This is a genomic window from Paenibacillus sp. 7516 (assembly GCF_002272715.1).
GTDB lineage: Bacteria > Bacillota > Bacilli > Paenibacillales > Paenibacillaceae > Paenibacillus > Paenibacillus illinoisensis_A.
Genome location: NZ_NPBI01000034.1, coordinates 41,683 through 48,434 on the forward strand (window position 1 = coordinate 41,683; position 6,752 = coordinate 48,434).

Annotated in this window: 7 protein-coding genes; 1 reads left to right on the top strand and 6 read right to left on the bottom strand. The window is 43.4% G+C overall.

Annotated features, from left to right (window positions below; all coding sequences use genetic code 11):
• Positions 1-99 precede the first annotated feature (99 nt).
• Genes CHI14_RS24835 through CHI14_RS24855 form a run of 5 tightly spaced genes read right to left on the bottom strand, consistent with a single transcriptional unit; the run spans position 100 to position 2,573 of the window.
• On the bottom strand, positions 100-807 hold the full coding sequence (locus CHI14_RS24835; RefSeq protein ID WP_095292215.1) for a PspA/IM30 family protein: 708 nt from the start codon (positions 805-807) through the stop codon (positions 100-102).
• 1 nt (position 808) lies between these two features.
• Positions 809-1,306 (bottom strand): PspC domain-containing protein, encoded by a 498-nt coding sequence (locus tag CHI14_RS24840; RefSeq protein ID WP_095292217.1) that lies wholly within the window; start codon positions 1,304-1,306, stop codon positions 809-811.
• Between the two features lie 17 nt (positions 1,307-1,323).
• Complete coding sequence (locus CHI14_RS24845; RefSeq protein ID WP_095292218.1) at positions 1,324-1,554, bottom strand: PspC domain-containing protein; 231 nt, start codon at positions 1,552-1,554, stop codon at positions 1,324-1,326.
• A 4-nt stretch (positions 1,555-1,558) separates the two neighbouring features.
• Complete coding sequence (locus CHI14_RS24850; protein WP_095292220.1) at positions 1,559-2,230, bottom strand: PspA/IM30 family protein; 672 nt, start codon at positions 2,228-2,230, stop codon at positions 1,559-1,561.
• A gap of 34 nt (positions 2,231-2,264) precedes the next feature.
• On the bottom strand, positions 2,265-2,573 hold the full coding sequence (locus CHI14_RS24855) for a LiaF transmembrane domain-containing protein (RefSeq protein ID WP_095292221.1): 309 nt from the start codon (positions 2,571-2,573) through the stop codon (positions 2,265-2,267).
• Between the two features lie 491 nt (positions 2,574-3,064).
• On the opposite strand from CHI14_RS24855, the gene CHI14_RS24860 reads away from it, so the two are divergent.
• Positions 3,065-5,452, top strand: coding sequence for a helix-turn-helix domain-containing protein (locus CHI14_RS24860; RefSeq protein ID WP_095292223.1), 2,388 nt, complete (start codon positions 3,065-3,067; stop codon positions 5,450-5,452).
• Positions 5,453-5,553: 101 nt separating this feature from the next.
• On the opposite strand, the gene CHI14_RS24865 is transcribed toward CHI14_RS24860, so the two are convergent.
• Positions 5,554-6,501 carry a class I SAM-dependent methyltransferase gene (locus CHI14_RS24865; protein WP_095292224.1) on the bottom strand — a complete coding sequence of 316 codons (948 nt, stop codon included), beginning with the start codon at positions 6,499-6,501 and terminating at the stop codon, positions 5,554-5,556.
• Positions 6,502-6,752 lie beyond the last annotated feature (251 nt).

Sequence of the window (6,752 nt, forward strand, 5' to 3'; positions counted from 1 at the left end):
CATACCAGGCGATAATGACCTGTATGGCTTAACCTTTGTTCTACAAACCGTTCTTTATTCACGATTTATAGAATATCATATTGTCTGCTGAGCGAACAGTTATTCTTTAGAAGTGCCGCCTGTTTCATTTTTTGATCCGTTGCCCAGTTTGTTCTTCAGAGCTTGCAATTGTTGATCTACCTTGAATTGTTTCTCAACATCTACAGGATTCGTATACGTAGATTGTGTGTTCCGGTAAGGTGCACGGGATACGTCTGCTTCTGCTTCCAGCTGCATGATTTTCTCTTCCATACGATGGAATCCAAGCGATGCACTACCACTTTCGATCGAATGCAAGCTGTTGATGGAAGACATTTGCTTTTTGGCTTTCGCCATTTGGGCACGGGATACGAGCTCATTGCGTTTGTTACGCATTTTGTAGAACTCGTCTTTCATGTCATGAAGCTGTTGCAGCAAGTCTTTGGCTTGTGCTTCAGATTGTGCGTGCAGTTCACTGTACTCCGTAATTTTTTGATCAAAGTAGATTTTCTCTTCCAGCAATTTGCGAGCTACTTCTTCCTGACCATTAGCAAGCGCAGCTTCAGCTTGGGACTCGCGTTGTACCGATGTACGCTCCGCTTCGTCCAGACGCTGCTTCATGCGACGCTCGTTTGCCATTTGTTTGGCTACTGTTACTTCAGCCTCATGGATCTCTGCCTCCATGTCACGCAAATACTGGTTCAACATTACAATCGGATCTTCCACTTTATCCAACATATCGTTTACCGACGCTTTAGTCATGTCCTTAATCCGTTTAAATACTCCCATTTTACTTTTCTCCCTTCTCGTAACGAGATAATTTTTGGCGAAGCTCTTCAACTTCTTTTTTCAATGCTTTTTTCTCAATATCTTTCATCATGGAATCCAGTTCACTCTCTTGAGGTGCACCCGCTCCATAGCTGTTATTATCGTAAGAACGTGGGCCCGAATTGGGTCTGTTATTGTAACCTGGGCCGGGACCGAAGCCACCGTGACCTTGATTGTTGCCCCGGAAAGGTCCTCTGTTCGGGTCGTGATCATAGCTGTTGTATCCTCTGCCAGGACCGGGACCAGGACCGTAACCGTACGGATCATAAGGTGGAAACGGTTCTTTCGGTACCACCAGGGCTGCGATAAAGTAGATTAACAACGCTGTGCCGCCTGTTACAAAGATACTGATGACGAAGATGATCCGCAGCAGCGTGGAGTCCATCCCAATGGATTCGGATATCCCGCCGATCAAACCTGTTAGCATCCGGTCACGCGTTGAGCGGTATAATTTGCTCATGTGCTTACTCCTTTCGTTTACTTATATCCTGTTACGGAATCATATCCGTATGGATCTGCAGGATAGGGTTCCTTCGGCACCACTAATGCAGCGATGAAGTAGATCAGCAATGATGTACCCCCCGTAGCGAAAATACTGATGAAGAAGATGAGACGCAGCAGCATCGAACTAAAACCAAGATTCTCAGAGATGCCGCCGATCAAACCTGTCAGCCTTCGGTTACGCGTCGAGCGGTATAATCTATTCATGTGACTACTCCTTCCTTTCATTGTTCAGCTTCTGTTTCAGGCGCTCTAGCTCTTTATCCAAGGTAGAGGAGGACATGCTGCCTGTTGTTCCTGAACCATCCTGGCTCATGCGGCGAATGTCTCTCAGACTCTGTGCCTCATATTCAAGATCAGAGACTTGGTCGTCCAGGCGATTAAACATTCGAGGTACATTCTGATTATTGTAATGACCTCTTTGATTCATTCGTTGCTGCAACTGAATAGTTTGCATACGAGCGTAGTAGTATTGACGTTTGCTGTACACATTCTGATACTCCACTTTCAGCTGGTCAATCTGTTCATCAAGTTCCTGTAATGCTGCATTGCTCTGGGCATACAGTTCATTGTATTGTTCCATCTTTTCTTCATGGAGAATTTTCTCCTGCAGGGCAAGTTTCGCAAGATGCTCTTCTCCTGCTTTCAGAGCCATTGAAGCCTGCTCTTCACGTTTGTGCACCATGCTTGCTGCCTGGTCGGCTTGCTGCTTCATCTGTCTAGTATGGCTTGCATATTGATGACGAAGCTTCTCGGCTTCGCCAATGTCTTGGCGGGTCGAGACCAGAAACTGATCAATCAGTTTTACTGGATCCTGACTTTGCTCCAGATGTTCATTTAATGTAGCTACGGTAATATCCCGCATTCGACGAAATACACTCATTATGTTCTGTCCTCCTTTTCAAGATCGTGATAATTTAGTAGCGGCCACGACGACTGCGATTGTTGCTGAGCATCGAGACACCGAAGATGATTAATCCGATGGCGATGATTGGTCCGATCAACCAAGCCAGTTTACCCATCAGTGACAGGATACCGATGATCAAGACGATCCAGCCCAGCATTACATTTCCTCGTTTAACCCCGTAATAACCAAGTGCAATCATCAGAATCGGAATCAGATACCCCATCAGGTGTCCAAGAAGCGGAGTTAACTTTCCGAAAAGGATGAGAGCTCCCAGCGCAATCAGGACAATCGCCCAACCATTTCCCTTATTCCATCTCATAATTTTTTCACCACCCTTTCGGTTTGTATTTTGATTTGTTTATTTGCTCGTTTGTGTTTGTTGTTTCTTGTTCAACCTTATGTCTTTATTCTAGGGGAAACGGGGACTTTTCAAAACAGACCGCGGACGGTTTTTCATCCTAGACTCAGGTCGGGGATGGTGTTGGACCTCCGTCTGTCCTTACATCAGACCTCTGTCGACATACAATGAGCTTGTAATTGGGATGCCTTATATACCCTTATCCGATTAGTGAGACTTAACCGCATCTGAGCTTGCAATCGCCATTGATATGATCTGCCCTTAAGCCTTATGTACGTTTACAAAAGGATTTCGTTTCCCCCAAATGATGTGCGGTTGAATGAAAAGCCCTTCTTAACCCAAAACCTAAATACTTTTTTATCCATATAAACAAATTTATGTTGTTATTAATGTAAGCGTTTACTAAAATAGAAGCAGTATTGATCCTAATTCTTAAGTTAGGAGTGGGAGCTGTGCGGTCCATCAGTTATCTTCATAAAATGATCTTGTTTGGCATTCTGCTCAGTACCCTGCCTATTCTACTGGCCGGAATAGCGGCAATTCTGTATTCCATGAATCAAACGGAGCTGCATCGCATGCAAACAAATAAACAACTTCTTTTACACATGCAGACGAGCGTCGAGCATAAGCTTAACACCGTCAGTTATATGCTGGATCAGGCGACTCGCTCTCCTATTACACTTCAGTCCCTTTCAGCTACACTTCCAGGTACATTAACGACAGCAAACCAGCTTCAATCCGAATTTCAACATATGCGATCCTGGGAGCCCTTAATGGATATTACGCTAGTTAACGAAGCTCAGGATTGGCTGGTCGATCATGCGGGGTTATATCTTAACACAGACTTCCCTTTGGCTCTTCCCATGCGAGATTTGTTGTCCAAAACCCTGACCTCTGGCTGGCAGCTGATTCCATCATCTGTATTTAAGCATAATGAACAGGATTTCCCGTCCGGATGTAACTATCATATCGTGCTCGGCAGATCCATCTCACTTATGAATGCACCCTCTGACTCGGCTTTAATTGGCGGGATTCCTGCATGCTCATTGCACCATTCTATTGTATCTGAATCTGTTGACATGAATATGTCTGCTTCAGAATTGATTATTGTGAACCGGGAACAGCGCATTCTTGTTCACCCCGATCCTATGTATATTGGACAACCCTTATCGGCAATGAACATAGAAGATATTGAATCTAAAATGGACATAAGCGAATTGCTTTCTCCGAATACGTCTGCTGCTCCAAAAGAATACCGCGAAGTTCGAATTGCTGATACGGAATATTCCTTAACCTTCGCTAAAACACCGTTAAAGGGATGGACTTATATTTTAATTACACCTATGAATGTCCTATCCCAAGAGTATGTTGAGATTGGACTGTATTCCTTGTCTGTCGGCGTAATACTCCTTCTACTCTCCATATTATTCGTATGGTTAGGTTCAAGGCGTCTGCATGTCCCCATACGGAACCTGCTATCACAGCTTGGAATCACTGACAGAGTCTCATCGAATCAGAAACTGCAACAATCCTTTTTTTCACCTCAAAATGAATTCGAGCAGATCAAGACCCATATTACTCAGCTGTCGGCTTCTCGGTCCCAAATGGAGTATAAATTAAATCAATACATTTTGCAGACACGCACTCAGTATATGATAAATATGCTTCTAGGTAAGTGCTCGCCCGGCATGCTGCACCAAAACTTGATCGAACTAGGTTACAGAGATCATCTTTTTCAGTGGCAACAAATGGCCGTATTGACCCTACAGATCGATTTGGCAAGTCAAACGAAATATGATCATCACGATCTCGATCTCCTGTTATTTGCCGTTCAGAATATAGTGGAGGAATCCATCGATAAGGATCGACAACTCCTTCCGATCATTGTGGAACAGACTGTAGTAACCGTAATAGGTACAGTAGAAATGGACAACTCTGTATTTTCAAAAGAACTTTACGAAATAACTGAGCTGCTGCACCATCGAGTGAGTGAAGTTTTGAATCTTCAGCTGGATATCCGTTTCAGTCAACCACATACTTCCTTTTCAGAAATACACCTGGCGTATATTGAAGCCATGAAGCTGTTGCAGCAGCAGACCATACCGGGAGCTAGTGTCAAACAAAATGATGAAGCTTCAATTTACTCTTCCATGTGGACGCTACCTTACCCTGAGTCCCTCGAATATCGTCTTATGCAATCCATTCAATCTGCAGATGAGGCAGAAGCTTCCGTACTATTACAACAGTTGCTCCAGCGTGTGTATCATATGGAATGGACCGAGGAAGAATACCAGGTTGCTTTAACTCGATTATTGATGCATATATTACAGATCATGCAGGAGTCCGGTATACGAATTGGACAGATCTCTTCAGGACACAGACCAATGATCCAGGAACTTCTCGCTCTGCAAACGGCTGCCGATATCGAACAATGGTTTATTTACCGTATCATTAGACCGGTTGTTGACATTTTCAGAGAAAGGCAGTATGCACAGCATCAGCAGATCTCGGAAAGAATGATTGCCATCATCCATCAGGAATACGATACCGATCTGACACTCGAAGAGTGTGCTTGTAGGCTCCATTATAATGCGAGCTATTTGAGTACTGTGTTCAGCAAAGAAACAGGCTACGCATTCAGTGAATATTTGTCACAGTATCGGTTCAAGATGGCCCGAATGTGGTTGGATGAAACCGAGCTAACCATTAAGGATATTGCTGCTCGGCTTCGTTACAATAACCCACAGAACTTTATCCGTTCGTTTCGAAAATGGGAGGGAATTACTCCAGGTCAGTACCGGGAACGTAGACAGAAGCCTCTTCGCTCTTCGATGAAATAACTGTTTGTAATGATGAATGAAAAAGGAGCAGATGGTCTGCTCCTTTGAATGATTCATGCATGGTTTTATTTCTTATTTTATCTCTTGTTTTATTTCTTGTTTTATTTCTTAGCTTCCTTCTTACGAACAATCTTCATATTCTGCTGGTCTAGCTGAATTAGTATTTTTCCGAACCTGCCGCCACGTAGGAAGTTAACCACGCCATCTGGATAGGCACTTCGGATATAGTGCTCAGCCTTGTATAGTGAGTCTGTGTCCGTAGGCAATCCATAGGTGTTTAGCCATTCCTGTAGATGATCTACAACTTGCTGAACAGGCATCTCAATGGTGTTAACTTCATTTGTAATTAACGACGTATACGCGTAACCCTTCAAGAATAGCAGCTGTTGTATGTATCCCATATCTCCCGAACGGTAAGGCGGATTAACATGAAGTACCTCTTTTAACTCGTCTATTAACGTATGCACTCTCGGGCCGGCCATGCCACTGATATAAACGTATTTGCGTGCACTTTGAATTGCCTGTTCAACGGTTTCCCAATCAGACATTGCGGGGCACATGGAGGCGAAAGCTAAATCATATTTCTGTTCCCAGCCTTTCTCCTGAATCGATATTTCTTCAAACCGTTCAGGAACAATCTCGATTTTAGACGCTAATGTGCTCGGTATTGTCTCTTTCATCAAAGAAATAAGCAGTTCAGAAGGTTCGACTGCAGTGACAGTTGCCCCCTTTTCTGCAAAAGGAATTGTAAAAATGCCTGAAGCCGCACCAATGTCCAATATGGATAACTCACTAAAATCTACGCCCTGATTCTCAATCCAGCTCATGATGCGCTCGGAACGCTGCTTACCTTCTTCTGTAAAGGATTGACGATGATAGTCACGTGCCCAGCGTTCAAATGCTTCTTCCGTTTCGAATGGCGCACTCTTCTTCTTGTATCTGGGATTCCTCGGCCGCTGCTTCCACGCCTCTTCCCAGATCGATAGATCAAATAATAGTTCTGAATAATTAACTGAATTGTTTTCCTCAGACACTTTTTCCTTAAGCATTTCGTTTCACTCCGTTCTATGTAATAAAATTAAAAGTTCACCTGAAAAGATCTTCTCTCTTTAAACCAACAAAAGTATCTCAATACCTTGTAGCTAATATTACTAAGGCTCCATATCACAGACTTTATTTATCTACAATATATTTAATCTCTTTATACGTCAACCTCATATAGTTAACTATTCATCCATTACGAAAACTAAAGTAATAAAAATAACCCTGTGAATTGTCTAAGCAATCCACAGGGTTATAC

Bases quoted from the DNA above. Each gene is read 5' to 3' on its own strand.
- CHI14_RS24835 (WP_095292215.1), bottom strand. From the start codon at position 807: ATGGGAGTATTTAAACGGATTAAGGACATGACTAAAGCGTCGGTAAAC.
- CHI14_RS24840 (WP_095292217.1), bottom strand. From the start codon at position 1,306: ATGAGCAAATTATACCGCTCAACGCGTGACCGGATGCTAACAGGTTTG.
- CHI14_RS24845 (WP_095292218.1), bottom strand. From the start codon at position 1,554: ATGAATAGATTATACCGCTCGACGCGTAACCGAAGGCTGACAGGTTTG.
- CHI14_RS24850 (WP_095292220.1), bottom strand. From the start codon at position 2,230: ATGAGTGTATTTCGTCGAATGCGGGATATTACCGTAGCTACATTAAAT.
- CHI14_RS24855 (WP_095292221.1), bottom strand. From the start codon at position 2,573: ATGAGATGGAATAAGGGAAATGGTTGGGCGATTGTCCTGATTGCGCTG.
- CHI14_RS24865 (WP_095292224.1), bottom strand. From the start codon at position 6,501: ATGCTTAAGGAAAAAGTGTCTGAGGAAAACAATTCAGTTAATTATTCA.